This window comes from Kitasatospora sp. NPDC088160 (assembly GCF_044741445.1).
GTDB lineage: Bacteria > Actinomycetota > Actinomycetes > Streptomycetales > Streptomycetaceae > Kitasatospora.
Genome location: NZ_JBIUSS010000029.1, coordinates 49,656 through 63,357, shown reverse-complemented (window position 1 = coordinate 63,357; position 13,702 = coordinate 49,656). Strand labels below are relative to the sequence as shown.

The following is a 13,702-nucleotide window of genomic DNA, read 5'->3' as shown; positions in this document are numbered from 1 at the left end:
AAAGCACACTCGCTAAATAAGCGCAACGACTAAACTTTTGCAGCGGATGCACTATGTCGGTATGGTGGGCACGTGACCGAACCGACCGGGCGCCGCGAGCGCAAGAAGGCCCAGACCCGCCAGTCCCTGGCCGACGCCGCACTCGACCTCTTCCTCGAACACGGCTACGACCAGGTCGGCGTCAAGGACGTCGCCGAGGCCGCCGACGTCTCGGTGACCACCCTGTTCAAGCACTTCTCCGGCAAGGAAGCCCTGGTCTTCGACCAGGAGGACGACATCGAAGCAGCACTCGTCGCCGCCGTACGCGAACGCACCCCCGGCACGTCGATCCCGCAGGCGCTGCGCGAGCACCTCCTGCTGACGCAGACCCAGTTCGCCGTCCACACCGCGGACCCGCGGTTCGCCGACTTCACGCGCATGGTGCAGGAGACCCCCGCGCTGCGCGACTACGCCCACCGCATGTGGACGCGCCACGAAACCGCCCTGGCACGAGCCATCGCCGAGGCCGTCAACGCCCCCGAGGACGACGTCAGCTGCGCCGCCCTCGCCCGTTTCGCCCTTGAGAGCCGCAGCCTCATCCTGCGGCACGCCGAACCGCGCCGAGCCGCCGACGAGGCCTTCGCCCTGCTCGAACACGGCTGGGCAGCCTCCCGCCCGGGCACCTGACCCGGCCACGCGGCCTCTCGCCCTATGCCGCGACGCCGAGTTCCTTGCCGGTCCGCCGGAGGAACTCGACGACCCGCGGCTCGCGGCGCCAAGGGGTGAGCGCGGTGTTGAACTCGCGGACGTAGTCCTTGGCCCGGCTGGACTGGACACGGGCGAGGATGTCGACGGCCTGGTGGCCGAACGCGAGGCCCTGGTCCAGTTCCTTGCTCTGGAGGTGGGCGGTTCCGACGATGGCCAGCCGCATCCCGACCGAGCGGGTGAACACCCCGGGCGGCATGGCGGCGGCCTGCGCGTTCCACGCGAGGGCGGCCTCGGGGTGCTTCAGGTCGCGGAAGATCTCGGCGGCGTCGGCCGAGAGCCGCGCGTGGTGGTAGAAGTCGATCCACGCCGGCTCCTCGGCGCCGTCGCGGGCCTGGTCGAGCAGGCTCTCGGAGGCGGCGAGCGCGGCGGAGGCGGCCCGGGCGTCGCCGTCCCGGGCGTGGGCCCGGGCCTCGATGAGCTTGGTGAACGCGAGCACCCTGGGGGCTGCCCGGCCCTTGGCCCGCTCGAAGGCGCCCTGGGTCATGTCGATGGCCTCGCCGGCGAATCCCCTCAGCAGGGTCTGCATGGCCATCGTGGTCAGGACATAGCAGCCGAGCTGGACGTCGCCGCCGGCCCGGGCCAGGCGGAGGGCCTGGATGAAGTGCCGTTGAGCGACCTCGTGTTGGCCGACGTCGAAGGCGGTCCAGCCCGCCAGGCGGGACAACTCGGCCGTCGCGGAGAACAGTTGGCGGCCGACCTCGTCGCCGAAGGAGCCGTTCAGGAGCGGGACCGCGCGTTCCCGGAGGCAGGCGGTGACGGAGTCGGCCTTCCAGTTCCCGCCGCCGTATCTGGAGTCCCAGCGCCGGGCCTCGTCTGCGGCGTCCCGCAGTTCGGCGAGGTCGGCGGCGCCGACCCGGCCGCGGCCGCGGTGGGCGGCGGTGTCGTCGGCGGGGGTGACCAGCCAGCGGGTGACCGGGGTGGTGAACGCGGAGACGGCGAAGCCCGCACCGGTGAGGAAGTCTCGGCGGTTCACGCTGGTCCAGAACGAAGTGGCCGTGCGCACGGCCTCGGCGGGGTCCCTCGGGAAATCCCACCCCATCGCGGCGTCCGGTGTCCCGGCATCGGCCATACCGATCTCGCCGAGTTCCACGGGCCGGCCGAGCCGCTCGCCGATCGCCCGGGCCAGCAACTTCGGCACGGGCCAGTCCGGCACCATGCCTCGCGCCGTCCAGTTCGCAACGGACGTGTGCGTGTAGGTCGTGGTCAGCCCGGCTTCGTGGGCGAGCTGGTTCACGCGGTGGGCCAGCGATTTGTGGCTGGCGCCCTCGCACTTGTCGATCATCCGGGCCAGTGCGTCGTTCGGCGGCTTGGTCCGGCGGGTGGTCGGCGCCACGGCGTCCCCCTCAGTCGGTCCCCGCGCGGGCACGGGGAAGTCGTACACGGCCGGCCACGAGAAGTCGCGTGTCCGGCACCCGAGGACGGATCACCGAGGGTAGGGCATCCGTCGCTCATGGTGAATCGGATGCACGATGTGTGAGCCCCCTTGCGAGCCCTCCCCGCACGGGCTGCCAGGCGGTTGCCTGGTGCTCCGGGCCTCCGCCGGGACCTGTGGAAACCTCCTCCCGTCGGGGCCACCACCGATTCACGCTCAGGGGTGACAACCGGATGCGCGGAATCGCAGGACCGGCCGGCGCGGACACCGCCCGCCCCTTCGGAAGGACACGTTCGTGAAACTCACCGTGATCGGCTGCGGCTACCTCGGCGCGACCCACGCCGCCGCGATGGCCGAGCTCGGCCACCAGGTCCTCGGCATGGACACCGACACCGACAAGGTCGACGCGCTGAACAAGGGCCAGGCCCCGTTCGTCGAGCGCGGCCTGGACGACCTGCTCGCCGAGCACACCGCCACCGGACGGCTCCGCTTCACCGCCTCCTACGCGGAGGCCGCCGACTTCGCCGACGTCCACTTCCTGGGCGTCGGCACCCCGCAGCGGGACGGCAGCGGCGCCTACGACCTCACCCACCTCCACACCGCCGTCCGGCGCCTGGCCCCCCGGCTCGGCGACGGCGCGGTCATCATCGGCAAATCGACCGTCCCGGTCGGCACGGTCGCAGAGCTGCGGCAGACCCTGGACGAGCACCTCCGCGCCGGGGTGAGCGTCGGCCTGGCCTGGTCGCCGGAGTTCCTGCGCGAGTCGTTCGCCCTCCTGGACACCCTGGAGCCGAACCGGATCGTGCTCGGCGTCGAGGACGGTGACACCGGCAGCGAGGCCGCCTTCCGGCAGGTCTACGCCGACATCCTGGCCGCCGGCTCCCCGCTGATCGTCACCGGCATCGCGACGGCCGAGCTGATCAAGGGCGCCGCGAACGCCTTCCTCGCCACCAAGATCTCCTTCATCAACGCGATGGCCGAGCTCTGCGAGCTGGCCGGCGCCGACGTCCGGCAGATCGTCCTCGCCCTGGGCTACGACCACCGGATCGGCGCCGAGGGCATGCGGCCCGGCCTCGGGTTCGGCGGCGGCTGCCTGCCCAAGGACCTGGCCGGGTTCACCTACCGCGCCGAAGAGCTCGGCGCCGACACCGGCCTACTCCGCCAGGTCGCGGCGATCAACCGGCGCCGGCGCGAGCACACCGTCGAACTCGCCCGCGAAGTCCTCGGCAACGCCGTGACCGGCCAGCGGATCGCGGTCTGGGGCGCCGCGTTCAAGGCCCACACCGACGACATCCGCGACTCCCCGGCCCTGGCCGTCGCCGACGCCCTCCAGCGGGCCGGCGCCGAGGTCACCGTCCACGACCCCGCCGCCATGGACAACGCCCGCAGGGCCTACCCCCGGCTCGACTACGCCGACGACCCCACCCAGGCCGTCACCGGCGCCGAACTGCTGCTGCACCTGACCGACTGGCCCCAGTACTCCGACGCCGACCCGGCCGACCTCGCCCGACACATCGCCGTCCCCCAGGTCATCGACGCCCGCGGCACCCTCGACGCCGCTCGCTGGCGTGCGGCCGGCTGGACCTTCCGCGCCCTCGGCCGCCCCTGAGCAACGCGGAGCCCCGGCAGCCACGTGTATCCCGTCCGACTCTCGCGAACCTGCCTTTTGAGCACGGCCGCAAGCACCGCCCCACCCCATGGCCATCACTCACAGCCGACGGCCATGGCGGGCCGACGCCGCACCCGGCAGGATGGGCCCGTGCCGAAGAACCCACCGAAATCGATGCAGCACCACCTGCGTCGGTGCCTGAAGGGCCACGCCCGTGAACGCCGGCCCCACGTGAACGCCGTCACGGTCCGCCTCCGAGCCGGATTCGCCTACGTAGCAGCCGAATTGCCCACCCAGGAGCCCCAGCCTCCGTGGTGCCGGTGCTTCACCACCGGACTGCCCACCGGTTCCCCCGAAGAGGCACTCGGCTGCGCCTGCGGTGTGCACCCGGGCGACCCCGCCGGTCCGCCCCCGTTCGACACGGCAGCCCGGACGACGCGGGCATGATTCCTCTCCCTGCGCTGCCCCCGGGGGCCACGTGGCGCGGCACCGGCACAGGTGTCTTCTACTACGCGGCCCGGGTCGAAGGGCACTGGTGGGTCCTGCGACTCAACGACTTTCCCGAGCATCCCCTCTACACCTTGTTCATCGACGCACGGGTCATCGGTGACGTGGCCGATGATCCGGCCGTCTGGCAGCAGTCGCCGCCTTCTGCGACGCTCCCCGTTCTCTCCGCGCCGGAGCGCACGGAGGTACTCCACCTCATGGCCGGTCTCGGCCCCTACGGCGCCGAGGCCGGCGCCCCGTGCACAAGCGACTGGTGCACCTGCAGCATCCTCACCGACGAATACGCGGCCCAGCTCAACACCCCTCCACCGACTTCTGCGGAGTAGCAGTAGGAGGATCGGCGGCCGCAGGCGCTGTGGGCCGGCGTCGAAGGGTCCGCCCCGGGGCCGGTGTCGTCCGTGCCGCCCGGGTCGGCTCTTCTCCGTGTCCTGACGGTCCGGGGCCAGCAGAGTGCCGGTGGACACGGGCGCCTATGATCGGCCGGGGGCGGATCCGCCCGTTCGCGCACCACCCGCCGGATGCCACCGTCGGGGCCGGCTCACGGGAACGGATCACGGGAACGGGCCACGGGGGCGGACCAAGGGGTGGGGCACGGAGGGCTTTCGGGTCCGGCTGCCGCCCTGCGGACGGGGCTCCCCCGCGGAGGGCCGCGGTACCGGCCTCGCCGTCCGACCCACGACACGCACCCCGGCCGGCCCACCGCACCGCCGACCCGAATGGAGACCGATGTCCGAGATAACCGCCGAGGAGCCGCGCCAGCGCACGGCCGACCCGACGGTCCTGATTCTGGCCGCGATGGCGGCGGTGATGGCCGCGCTCTCGGTCCGCATCCTGATGCTGGACAACGAGTCGACGGACTTCTACTACTTCCTCGGGCCCTGGTACCAGTACATCGCGAACAACGGCGGGTTCCACGCTCTCAGCGGCACCGGCTTCTCGGACTACAACGTCCCCTACCTGTACCTGATGGCCGCGCTCACCTACCTTCCGGTGGCCGCGCTGACGGGTATCAAGTGCGTCTCGATCCTGTTCGATCTGGCACTGGCGTACTACACGTTCCGCATCGTCTCCCTGCGGTCGCCGCAGCAGCCCTGGCGGGCCCTCGGCGCGGCGGTGATCGTCCTCTTCCTCCCCACGGTCGTGACCAACAGCGGCTGGTGGGGCCAGGCCGACGCGATCTTCACGACCTTCCTGGTCGGCGGCGTCTACCACATCCTGCGCGACCGGCCGTGGTGGGCCTGCTCGTTCTTCGGGATCGCGCTGGCGTTCAAGCTCCAGGCGGTCTTCCTGTTCCCGCTCCTGCTCGTCCTGGTGCTGGCGCGACGGATCCCGTGGCGAAGCCTGCTGGCCCTTCCGGCGGTGTACGTGGCGCTCGACATCCCCGCCGTCCTGCTCGGCTCCGACCCCTGGCAGCTGCTGACGGTGTACGCCCGGCAGCCGGACACGTACAAGGACCTCACGCTCAACGCGCCATCGGTCTACCAGTTCGTCTCGGTGCCGTTCGAGGAGCAGGACGCCGTACGGCACGCAGGTGTGCTGGTCGCGGGCGCGCTGGTGCTGGTGCTGATCGGGCTGGCGGTCTGGGCCATCCACCGCGCCGGCGGGGCGGCGGCGCTGAAGGCCGGGGACGGGCGGGAGGCACCGGCGGTACGGGAGGGGCGGCCCGAGCTCACGGACACGGGGATCCTGCTGCTGGCCGCCGTCTTCGCGATCGCGGTGCCGTTCCTGCTGCCGTCCATGCACGAGCGCTACTTCTACGTCGCGGACGTGATCAGCGTGATCATCGCCTTCCAGCTGCCCCGGCGGCTCTGGTACGTGCCGGTCCTGGTCCAGTTGTCGTCCTTCGGCAGTTACCTCAAGTTCATCGCCCCCAGCGTGTCGCCGTACCTGTCGATGCCGGCCCACGGCGCGCTGATGCTGCTGGCGCTGATAGCCGTACTCCGGGCCACCATCGGGGAGTTCCGGCGCTCGTGGACTCCGGGCGACCTCGAACCGGCCGCAGGGGCGGCGGCGCTGACCGCGTAGGTTCGCCGGATCGCCCGGTCACACGGCTTCGGACAGTGACCTTCCTCCCTCCCGCGGCATGATGGCCACCTCTCGCGTCAACCACGCTTGACGCAAGAGGTGGCCATCATGCCGTGGCGGCACGGGAGTTGACCACGGGCGCTCTACCCTTGGGGCCATGAAACAGCAGTACGTCACCATGGTCCTCGCAGGCCTCCTGATCGGAATCCTCGCGTTCGGCGCCGGCTGGTACACGGCCCGCGCCCGGGAGACCGCTCCGGCCCCGACCTACATCACGGTCACGCCGGAGCCGGTCACCGCGGGCACGATCTCCCCTCCCGCCTCGGAAAGTGTTCGGTAACCGATCAACATCGTGGCGTGATGCGCTGGCGGCGATCTTCGCGGCGGGGTGTCCGCGAAGATCACCGCCATGTGTGTCCCTTCGTGCAGACCTTCCTATGACTCGTCGTGGGCGGACGCCCAGTGGGCGGTGATCGAAGCGCCGCTGCCGGTGCGCGATCCGCGGCGGGGCCGCCGGCTGCTGTGATGCGGAAGGAACCGGCCAGCACTGGCCGCGCCTGGCGCCCACGCGGCGACGGCTCCCGCGATCTTCGACTCGCCGCACCAGGACGACGAGGCGATCGGGCTCGCCGGTTCGATCCTGGAGCACAAGGCCTCCGGGCGACCGGTCTATCTCGTGCTGGTGACCCGGGGCGAGAACGGCGGGCTCGCCCAGTACATGAATCAGGGCGCATGCCAGAGCCTGGGCAACAACTGCTCCGCCCCTGGGCACTACCACGCCCTCGGCTGGGCCGAGACCTGGCCGACCCCTGAGGTCGTCGTCGGCCGTACGGCCGAGTTCAAGCTCTCCGCCAAGGCCCTGGGCGTCGACAAGGTCATCAACTTCGACCTCTCCGACGAGGCGAGCGGCGACTTCGACGGCTTCGTGCAGAAGGTCATCGCCAAGGTCCGCTCGCTCGCCAAGCAGTACCCGGGCGCCTCGCACAAGTTCGCCGCGGGCCGACTCGACGGGAACCCCACGCACAAGGCATGCAGCGACGCCGCCTCCTCCTACGTCCTCGACATCCCGGACGCCCACATGGCGAAGAAGCGTGCCTCGATCCTCGCCTCCAACACATGGGACCCCAAGCGGAACCTCTACGCCCTCGGCTACCGCAGCGTGCCCGTCTGGATGGAACAGTCGCACTCCGACCCGCGGGAGTTCGTCCACACGCTCCCCTCGGACTACAAGCCGGGGCCGGTGGCGTAGCCGAGTAGCCGGTCGGGGCCACGAGCTCAGCCGGCGCGCGGTAGGGCTACTGACGAACGGCCCAGAAACGGTCGGCCATGTTGTCGAAGCCGACCGACGCGGACAGGGACTCCGGCGGCTCCTTCCAGAGCATCTGCCACTGGCCGTCGCCCGGGTCGTTGTCCACGATCACCTCCAGGCCGCGGGCGGTGTTGACCCAGCTGCTGGTCTGGTCGCGGAACCCGTAGTCGGCGAAGTACACCGGCCTGTCCTCGTGGAAGAGGTTGAACTGCAGCCTCCTACCGCCCCAGTTCTTGTCGGCGTAGAAGCAGTAGTAGGAGGGTTCGCTGGTCGGGGCCGGGCACTTCTTCCAGTCCGCGCCCCTGGCGGACCGACGGTGGTGGTCCCCGCTCCACGGCGGAGCCTGCGCCTCGCCCGGCAGCGGCAGGACCACCACCGCCCCGTCCGGGTACGTGATCTCGTTGGCGGCGGTCTGCTTACCGTCCTTGCTCGCGGTGAGTTGGGCGTCCACCGCCTGCTGCAGCAGGTCGCGGTCACTGCGGGCCAGGTTTCTGATGGCGGGCCGCGCGTCCTCACCCGTACTGGGCGCGGCTGCGGCCCGCGCCCCGAGGGGCGCAGCCAGGAGCACGAAGGCCACGACCCCACGAACGAGGAGACTGCGGACTTGAGAGTGCGTCATATTCCAACGGTAGCGATACGCATACGATATGTGATGCTCGCGTCTCGATCAGGGGGCGTGAAACGGCACGCACGCGCTGATCGATCGAAACCTGCGCCCGGGAGAGCACTTGCTGCTCACCGCGCCCGTCCGGGATCGTCCGGGATCGGGTCACGGAGCGGCCGGTGGTGGGCGGGCCGTCCGGCTGTGGACGTTCGGCCCCACCTCCCGTCGGCTGGTCCACGTCCGGATGCGGAACTTCCGTGTGGCATAGCCAATTTGGGTGAAGGTTTGCCCACCGGTCGACGGGAGGGCGACGGGGCGCCGTAGCCTCGGTGGCGACCCGTCGCCGCCGAGGTGCGCGATCCGTTCGGAGCCACGGGAATTCGTCGACTCGGAAAGGCCATCGACAGAAATGACACTCTCATCGGGCTCATCGGGCGGGACCGACGCGGCGGCCGGCGGGCCCTCCCGCCGGAAGCTCCTCAAGATCGGCATCGGCGTCGCCGTGGGGGCGGGGGCCATCGGCTCGGGTGCCCCAGCGGCGGTCGCCGGCGGTCCGAACGACCCTCCGAGCCCGACGGTCGCGACCAAGGTGAAGAACCTCAGCGGACCGGTCGAGACCGGGCCGTTCGCCTCGCCGTGGACCGACCTCGGCATCCCCGTGCTGTGTCCGGACGGCACCATGCTCTTCGTCTGCGGCGACACCTTCGACGGCGCCCAGGTGGGCGCCGCCGACTGGCGTGCCCCGGTCGGTCTGCGCTCCAGCAGCGCCGACCTGAACAACCTGCGCATCGACGGCAGCGTCGGCGGCAGCCACGCCAACAGCCTGGTCGACGAGCCGCACAACCCGGTCGGCGACAAGGCCACGACGGCGATCCCGTCCGACGTGTTCGTCGTCGACGGCGTGATGTACATGCACCTCATGCGCGGCGTCATCTACGACACCCACCACACCGACTTCTGGCGCTCCACCGACAACGGTGAGACCTGGCAGTACCTGTGCCAGTGGCCGGGCGACCTGTACGGCGGCCAGTTCCAGCAGAAGACGTACGCCGTGGCCGACGACGGCTACTGCTACGTCCTGTCCACGGTCTTCAACCGCGACGTGGAATCGGGAATGCTGCTGCACCGGGTACGGAAGGAGAGCCTCGGCAATCCGGACGCCTACGAGCCGTGGGGCTACGCCGACGGCGGGTGGCGGTGGAACGCGCCCGCCCCGACGACCGTCTTCGGCACCCGCAAGTGGGGCGAGATGTGCTTCCGCGCCATGGACGGCAAGTACGTCCTCACGTGGCTGAACATGGACCAGCTGTCGATCAGGGCGATGGTCTTCGCCCTTCCGACCTCGGACCTGACCACGACGCTGGAGCAGGCCATGATCCTCCCCTGCGCCCCGGGCCAGGAGGTCGCCAACCTCGTCGCCAGCCCGTACGGCGGTTTCGTCATCCCCGGCTCGACGTTCGGCAACTTCCACATCGTCGTCAGCCAGTGGTACGACCCGACGAACTACCGGATCATGCAGTACCGGATCAACATGCTGTCCTGAGCCCGCTCCGGCTTCGGGCCCGATGCCGCCGGCCCGGCGTCGGCCCGGAAATCATGTCGACCGCGCTCGCCTCGTCCGGTACGGTCGCGGGGTTGTTTTCGCTGCCGGGAGCCCGTGCGGTTCGCATGCGGTCTCCCCGGCGGTTCCCCGGCTGAGAGCAGGTATTCGTCATGGCGTGTCGTATCGGTGAGCTGGTGCTCGGTTGCCGCGACCCCGAGGTGCTGGCACGGTTCTGGTGCGAGGTCCTGGACTTCGTCGTACTCGGTCGCGAGGACGACGGCTCGATGGAGATCGGGCCGCGCGAAGGGTTCGGCGGTGCGCAACCGACGATCTTCCTCAGCCGCCGGGACGAGCCCGAGAAGGGCAAGTCCCGCCTGCACATCGACGTGAACCCCACCGACCGCGATCAGGACGCCGAGCTCGAACGCCTTCTGGCGCTCGGCGCGCGCCCGGCCGACATCGGCCAGACCGGGCAGGAGCAGTGGCATGTCCTGACCGACCCCGAAGGCAATGAGTTCTGCCTGCTCAAGGCTCGCATCGACCCGCTCTGATGCTCATCGGCCACGGCTCGGCGCCAGGTTCCGGACGCCCGGGGCCTGCCGCGAAGTCCGGTGCGGCGGGGGTGGCTTGATCGGTCTCGAATCTGACGTGGCGAAAGTCTTGTGCAGATTCGACAAGCTGACCAACCGCGTCCACTTCTGCACGGTGAACCCGAAGGAACGAACCAGCTGATTCCGCCGCCCGGTGGTTCGCTGCTCGCATGATGGCGTGGAGCCGCTGACGGGCCGCCAGGGGCGAGGCGCCCGGTTCGAGGTGTGTGCTGCTACTCGGTGCGGCTCCGGAGCGCGGCGAGGGTCTCCTCGACCAGCAGCCGCGCCTCGGCCACTGTTGCCGCCAGCAGTTCGGCGCTCTCTCCGGGCGCCCCCAACAGGTGGCGGACTCGCGGGCCGAAGCCGGCTGGCGCGGCCGGTAGCGTCTCGGCGGCGGCCAGCGCGCCCTTCTCGTTGAGGCACCAGCGCCGGTCGGCGGCGAACATCGCTTGCACCAGCACGCCAACGGCCCGGGAGAGGCAGAGCGAGACGTACAGCGTGTCCGCCCGTGCCGCGCCCTTCGCTGCGGCGCCGACCAGGAACTCCGCCTCCCAGGCTCCCGCCGTCAGGGCCTCTCGCAACGGCTCGGGGTAGGTCGCGGTCTCCTGTTGAAGGTCCGTCAGCTCGCGGGCTGGGTCGGCCAGGACCTGGCCGAGCGCCACCTCGCCCGCGTAGCAGGGCGACCAGAAGCCGAGGGGATGCCCCGCCTGCACGCCGACTTCGTACCGACCCTCGCGGCAGTCCGCCCACACCTGCTCGACCCGGTCCACGTCCCGCAGGATCCAGTCCACTGCCACGCCGTCGACTCGCAGCCACGCGCCGCCGTTCACCCACGGCCCCCAGCCGCCCGGGCCGGCCACCTCCACCTCGGAGCCGGCCAGCGCGCGCAACGCGGCGAGATCGAGCCCGCCACGGTAGTAGACGCCGAGGTCCCAGTCCGAATCCGGCCGGTGCTCTCCGCGGGCCCGGCTGCCGCCGAGCATGACTCCGACGACGCCCGGCACCTCGGCCAGGCGGTTGGCCATCTCCTCGATGATCGCTCGCACGGGGCGAGTCTGGCATTCACCAACGCGTCGGGCCAGCCGTTTCCGCCGGAGGCCATCGGATGCGAGGGCTTCGAGGGCGGGTGCCCCGGCGGCAGACGATCCACGCGCGTCTGGTGACGAGCGCGGGAGGGAACGGCCGATCCTCCGGAGCCATCGGGCGACGGAGCCGACACCCGTCCCCCGTGTCCTGCGACAGCGCTCCAACGCCCCGCTCGCCACCCCGAACGGACACGGTGAGTGTGGCCGAGCCACCCGAGCCGTGGGCCGGCTGTCAGGCGCAGCGGGCTTGCAGGTCCGCGGCGGAGTACCGCTTGCTGATCCTGCGCCCGGAGTCGTCGCGCAGGAAGAAGTACCACTGCTGATCCCTGTGGTGCCAGATCTTGTCCCGGACGGTGCCGCAGTGGGGGGTGCGGTTACGGTCATCGAGCACCACCTGCGCTCGTTGGCCGTCGTGGAAGGCGGGCGCGGGTATCTCGGCACCGCCCGGACTCAGCACGGCTGCGCGCGCCTGGTCGGTGAGCTGGTCCGCTTCCAGAGCCGAGTGAAGAACCGACCGGGCACACGACCGATCGTGGACGGTACCGAACGGAACCAGCTCATGGAGCTCGAAACGGCGGCTCGGCTCGGCACTGAGTCTGGCGGACGCGTGCAGGAGCATCGGCACCTCGGCCCAGCCCCCGGGCGGAAGCTCCCGATACACCTCACCCGAGGCACCCATGGCGGCCAGAACGTCGGGCGGGACCAGAGGCTGACGGACGTAGGCCTCGACAACCGCCAGACGCAGGTGCGCGGCAGGGATTCGCCGGCACAAGGCCACCAGGTCGCCGGGTCTGGTGATCAGGTTGATGAACGTGTGGTCGACGAACCGCTGGGCATCGAGGTGCTGCTCGCCACGTGCGTGGATGATGTCGACGGCGTCGGCGAACGCTGCGGGGAAGAGGTCTTCGTACGCCCATAGCCGGTAGGCGTTCAGTCGGTCGGCGAGCAGCCGGTAGCGTTGCTGGGCCGACAACGACATCAATCCATGGACGTCGATGTCCACTCACCTTCTCCCATCGCGGTCCGTGCCGGCGCTCGCAGTGTAGGACACCCTTTCACCGCACGATCGGTGTCGGCAGCCAACACCTGAGGGAAGGCGGCACGTTCATCGAACGCGCGGCGGTCCTTGAGGTGCCGGTTTCCGGGGTCGTTGGGTCGGCGCCGGTGGTGGGGCTTGGTGCCGGAGCCGGCGGGTGGGATCCGGCACCAAGCCCCCTTCCCCAGGGGGAAGTTGGCCGCAAAGTGGCGGCGTCAGACCTGGTAGCGGTCCGGGGCGAGGAGGTGCAGGTGTTCGGCGACCCAGTCGGAGGTGTGGCGCAGGCCCTCGTCCAGGCCGACCCGGGGCTGCCAGCCGGCCAGGTCGCGCGCCTTGCGGTTGTCGGAGAGCAGCCGTTCGACCTCGCTGCCGCCGGGGCGCAGCCGGGTCGGGTCGACGACGATGTCGGCGTCCCGGCCGGAGGCGACGATCAGGGCCTTGGCCAGGTCGCCGATGGACACCTCGCTGCCGGTGCCGAGGTTGACGGTCTCGCCGAGCGTGCGGTCGGCGCGGGCGATGGCCAGGAAGCCCTCCGCGGTGTCGGTGGCGTAGGTGAAGTCCCGGGTGGGGGTGGTCGAACCGAGCCTGATCTCCCGTGCACCGGAGTGGAGTTGGGCCAGGATGGTGGGGATGACGGCGCGGGCGGACTGGCGCGGGCCGTAGGTGTTGAACGGGCGGACGACGGCGACCGGCAGTTCGAAGGCGTGCCAGTAGGAGAGTGCCATCATGTCCGCGCCGATCTTCGAGGCGGAGTACGGGGACTGCGGCTGGAGCGGGTGGTGCTCGTCGATGGGTGCGGTGATCGCGGTCCCGTACACCTCGCTGGTGGACGTGTGCACCAGGCGGGCGCCGTGCCGCAGGCAGGCGGCGGCGACGTTCTGGGTGCCCACGACGTTGGTCTGCACGTAGGCCTCGGGGGCCTGGTAGCTGTAGGGGATGCCGATGAGCGCGGCGAGGTGGAAGACGGTGTCGCAGCCGGCGACGGCGTCCAGGACCCGGCCGGCGTCGCGGACGTCTCCGGCGAGCATCTCGACGGGGCTGTCGGGGTCGGCCAGGTAGTGGGCGAGGTATCCGCGCTCGGCGTACGGCTTGTAGTGGACCAGGGCCCGGACGCGGGCGCCGCGGGCGACCAGCAGGTCGACGAGGGTGCTGCCGATGAAGCCTTCGGCGCCGGTGACCAGGACGGTCCGGCCGGTCCAGTCCTGGTGGGCGGCGGGGGTGTTCGGGTGGGCGGGGCGGTTCATGGTGGTCCTCCGGTGGTTCGGGGCGGGTGGT

The 13,702-nt window shown here is 70.8% G+C and carries 13 protein-coding genes; 8 read left to right on the top strand and 5 right to left on the bottom strand.

Features of this window, described 5'->3' with window-relative positions; all coding sequences use genetic code 11:
* Nucleotides 1-72: 72 nt before the first annotated feature.
* Nucleotides 73-666 (top strand): helix-turn-helix domain-containing protein, encoded by a 594-nt coding sequence (locus tag ACIOGZ_RS35265; RefSeq protein ID WP_363581087.1) that lies wholly within the window; start codon nucleotides 73-75, stop codon nucleotides 664-666.
* Nucleotides 667-688: 22 nt separating this feature from the next.
* Here the strand turns inward: ACIOGZ_RS35265 and ACIOGZ_RS35260 are convergent, their stop codons facing one another.
* Nucleotides 689-2,080 carry a sporulation protein gene (locus ACIOGZ_RS35260; protein WP_400988919.1) on the bottom strand — a complete coding sequence of 464 codons (1,392 nt, stop codon included), beginning with the start codon at nucleotides 2,078-2,080 and terminating at the stop codon, nucleotides 689-691.
* Nucleotides 2,081-2,414: 334 nt separating this feature from the next.
* Here ACIOGZ_RS35260 and ACIOGZ_RS35255 point away from each other — a divergent pair, with 334 nt between their 5' ends.
* From ACIOGZ_RS35255 to ACIOGZ_RS35235, 5 genes are all read left to right on the top strand, one after another.
* The gene (locus ACIOGZ_RS35255; RefSeq protein ID WP_400988917.1) at nucleotides 2,415-3,728 is read left to right on the top strand and encodes a UDP-glucose dehydrogenase family protein; all 1,314 of its coding nucleotides are present in this window, start codon (nucleotides 2,415-2,417) and stop codon (nucleotides 3,726-3,728) included.
* A gap of 443 nt (nucleotides 3,729-4,171) precedes the next feature.
* Nucleotides 4,172-4,561, top strand: a complete 390-nt coding sequence (locus ACIOGZ_RS35250; RefSeq protein WP_363630863.1) for a hypothetical protein — start codon at nucleotides 4,172-4,174, stop codon at nucleotides 4,559-4,561.
* Between the two features lie 400 nt (nucleotides 4,562-4,961).
* Nucleotides 4,962-6,260, top strand: coding sequence for a glycosyltransferase 87 family protein (locus tag ACIOGZ_RS35245; RefSeq protein ID WP_363581079.1), 1,299 nt, complete (start codon nucleotides 4,962-4,964; stop codon nucleotides 6,258-6,260).
* Between the two features lie 157 nt (nucleotides 6,261-6,417).
* Entirely contained in the window at nucleotides 6,418-6,600 is a 183-nt protein-coding gene (locus ACIOGZ_RS35240; RefSeq protein ID WP_363581077.1) for a hypothetical protein, read from the top strand.
* A 207-nt stretch (nucleotides 6,601-6,807) separates the two neighbouring features.
* Nucleotides 6,808-7,509: a PIG-L family deacetylase gene (locus ACIOGZ_RS35235; RefSeq protein ID WP_363581306.1), complete on the top strand. Its 702-nt coding sequence runs from the start codon at nucleotides 6,808-6,810 to the stop codon at nucleotides 7,507-7,509.
* Nucleotides 7,510-7,555: 46 nt separating this feature from the next.
* On the opposite strand, the gene ACIOGZ_RS35230 is transcribed toward ACIOGZ_RS35235, so the two are convergent.
* Entirely contained in the window at nucleotides 7,556-8,188 is a 633-nt protein-coding gene (locus ACIOGZ_RS35230; RefSeq protein ID WP_400988914.1) for a peptidase inhibitor family I36 protein, read from the bottom strand.
* A gap of 394 nt (nucleotides 8,189-8,582) precedes the next feature.
* Here ACIOGZ_RS35230 and ACIOGZ_RS35225 point away from each other — a divergent pair, with 394 nt between their 5' ends.
* Both ACIOGZ_RS35225 and ACIOGZ_RS35220 read left to right on the top strand, forming a co-directional pair.
* A complete protein-coding gene (locus ACIOGZ_RS35225) occupies nucleotides 8,583-9,716 on the top strand; it encodes a DUF4185 domain-containing protein (protein WP_363581073.1) in 1,134 nt (377 codons plus the stop codon).
* 170 nt (nucleotides 9,717-9,886) lie between these two features.
* Nucleotides 9,887-10,267, top strand: a complete 381-nt coding sequence (locus ACIOGZ_RS35220; RefSeq protein ID WP_363581071.1) for a VOC family protein — start codon at nucleotides 9,887-9,889, stop codon at nucleotides 10,265-10,267.
* Nucleotides 10,268-10,539: 272 nt separating this feature from the next.
* On the opposite strand, the gene ACIOGZ_RS35215 is transcribed toward ACIOGZ_RS35220, so the two are convergent.
* The 3 genes from ACIOGZ_RS35215 to ACIOGZ_RS35205 all read right to left on the bottom strand — a co-directional run bounded on the left by ACIOGZ_RS35215 (nucleotide 10,540) and on the right by ACIOGZ_RS35205 (nucleotide 13,671).
* Nucleotides 10,540-11,331, bottom strand: a complete 792-nt coding sequence (locus ACIOGZ_RS35215) for a nucleotidyltransferase domain-containing protein (RefSeq protein ID WP_400988977.1) — start codon at nucleotides 11,329-11,331, stop codon at nucleotides 10,540-10,542.
* 292 nt (nucleotides 11,332-11,623) lie between these two features.
* Nucleotides 11,624-12,394, bottom strand: a complete 771-nt coding sequence (locus tag ACIOGZ_RS35210; RefSeq protein ID WP_400988912.1) for a hypothetical protein — start codon at nucleotides 12,392-12,394, stop codon at nucleotides 11,624-11,626.
* Nucleotides 12,395-12,642: 248 nt separating this feature from the next.
* The gene (locus ACIOGZ_RS35205; RefSeq protein WP_363622064.1) at nucleotides 12,643-13,671 is read right to left on the bottom strand and encodes an SDR family NAD(P)-dependent oxidoreductase; all 1,029 of its coding nucleotides are present in this window, start codon (nucleotides 13,669-13,671) and stop codon (nucleotides 12,643-12,645) included.
* Nucleotides 13,672-13,702 lie beyond the last annotated feature (31 nt).

Coding starts and splice junctions, on each gene's coding strand:
- ACIOGZ_RS35250 (WP_363630863.1), top strand. CDS start 4,172: ATGATTCCTCTCCCTGCGCTGCCCCCGGGGGCCACGTGGCGCGGCACC.
- ACIOGZ_RS35245 (WP_363581079.1), top strand. CDS start 4,962: ATGTCCGAGATAACCGCCGAGGAGCCGCGCCAGCGCACGGCCGACCCG.
- ACIOGZ_RS35240 (WP_363581077.1), top strand. CDS start 6,418: ATGAAACAGCAGTACGTCACCATGGTCCTCGCAGGCCTCCTGATCGGA.
- ACIOGZ_RS35230 (WP_400988914.1), bottom strand. CDS start 8,188: ATGACGCACTCTCAAGTCCGCAGTCTCCTCGTTCGTGGGGTCGTGGCC.
- ACIOGZ_RS35225 (WP_363581073.1), top strand. CDS start 8,583: ATGACACTCTCATCGGGCTCATCGGGCGGGACCGACGCGGCGGCCGGC.
- ACIOGZ_RS35220 (WP_363581071.1), top strand. CDS start 9,887: ATGGCGTGTCGTATCGGTGAGCTGGTGCTCGGTTGCCGCGACCCCGAG.
- ACIOGZ_RS35215 (WP_400988977.1), bottom strand. CDS start 11,331: ATGGCCAACCGCCTGGCCGAGGTGCCGGGCGTCGTCGGAGTCATGCTC.
- ACIOGZ_RS35205 (WP_363622064.1), bottom strand. CDS start 13,671: ATGAACCGCCCCGCCCACCCGAACACCCCCGCCGCCCACCAGGACTGG.